Genomic DNA, 1,582 nt, shown 5'->3' with positions numbered 1-1,582 from the left:
GGCTGGCGCTGAAGTCTTGTGGCTGGCGCTGTTCCACCGCATGCGCTCCGGCGCGCTGGACCTGCCGCCGGACGCGGTGCCCACCGCCCTTGACGCGCTGCCCGACACTTCGAACAGCATGAGCGCGCGGCTGCGCGCAGCGGCGGAGCCACCCAAGGGGCATCCCGCTCTGCCCGTGCGCGAGACACCGGCCCTGGCTGACCTGTTGGACCGGCTGCTGGCCACCGGCGCCCACGCGGACGACGTTGACGTCAACGTGGCCGCCGCGGGCGCAGCCCTGGTGCGCGGCGACCTGAGGGCCGCAAAACCCTTCTGGTACCGCCTGCACCAGGCGCGGCACCTGCGCCAGCCGGAAAAACCGCAATCGGTGTACCACGCCTGCCTGCTGTGGGCGGAACTGCTGCGCCGCGAAGGCCGCGACGCCCAGCCGGGCTTCACGTATGACCCGGAACGCCACTGCCCTGAAGCCGCCTTCGAGATGCTGGTGCTGGCGCAACGCCACAACGGCAACGACCTTGAATGGATGCGGGGGGTTGAGCGCTTGACTTCGCGCCGCAAGGCGCTCACTTTCTACAGACTCGGCATTCTGGCGCGCCTTGCGCTGGAGCCCGGCGCGCCATGGCGCACGCAGGCGGAGTACGGTCTTGCCTGCCTGCGCGCCTACCGCGTCGAGCAGGGGCTGCACGAACTGGCCGATGCCGGGCGCCGCGCCACGGCAGAAGGGCAGGAACGGGCCTTTATGCGCCTGCTGGACGGGTATGCCCCCGGCGGGCACCTGCGCCGGGGACTGGATGTGGCCCCCGCCACGCCGCCGAACGCCGAAGCCGACATTTCACCGGACGCCACCGCCGCTCCCCCGGCGGACGACGGCGACCGGACCTGAGCAAGGACACCTCATGCTGGAATACCTGCGTATTCGGGATCTCGCGCTCATCGAGGACATGGAGTTGGACTTCGCCCCCGGCCTCAACGCCCTTACCGGCGAAACGGGCGCGGGCAAAAGCTTCATCCTCAAGGCGCTCAATTTCCTCATCGGCGACCGGCTCACCGCCGACATGGTCCGCCCCGGCAAGGAAAAGGCCCACGTCGAGGCCCTGTTCGCCCTGCCGGACGGCGACATGGTGCTGCGCCGCGAACTGACGGCGGACACGGGCCGCAGCCGCCTGTTCATCAACGACCGGCTCAGTTCGCAGGACACGGTACGCGACATGCGTGCCTCGCTGGTGGTGCACACCAGCCAGCACGGCCAGCAGAAGCTGCTGCAACCCGCCTTTCAGGTCCGGCTGCTGGACGAATTCCTGAACCGGCCCGATCTGCTGGCCGCCCGCGATGAAACGCTGAAGGGGCTGCGCGAGGTGGCCGCCAGGCGTGAAGAACTGGCCGCCCGCGCCCGCTCGCTGGAAGACAGGCGCGATGTGCTGGAATTCCAGCAGCGCGAGATCGACAAGGTAGCCCCCGAGGCGGGCGAGGAAGATCGGCTGGAAGAACGCCGCCGCGCCCTGCGCGACGTGGCGTCTGCCCAGCAGGCGCAGGAACGCGCCCTGGCAGTGCTGCGCGGCGAGGACGGCCCCGGCGTGGCCGA

1 protein-coding gene and 1 pseudogene are annotated in these 1,582 nt (G+C 70.2%); both read left to right on the top strand.

What is annotated here, in order from left to right:
• Positions 1-883, top strand: a pseudogene (locus FVW20_RS14710) (glycosyltransferase); the annotation flags it as partial.
• Positions 884-896: 13 nt separating this feature from the next.
• A partial coding sequence (locus tag FVW20_RS14705) for an AAA family ATPase (RefSeq protein ID WP_196610200.1) occupies positions 897-1,582 on the top strand: 686 nt, incomplete at its 3' end.

This window comes from Nitratidesulfovibrio oxamicus (genome assembly GCF_015731765.1).
Lineage (GTDB): Bacteria > Desulfobacterota > Desulfovibrionia > Desulfovibrionales > Desulfovibrionaceae > Cupidesulfovibrio > Cupidesulfovibrio oxamicus.
Note: the sequence above shows the minus strand (reverse complement) of the source record. Positions and strands in the feature narration are given on the sequence as shown.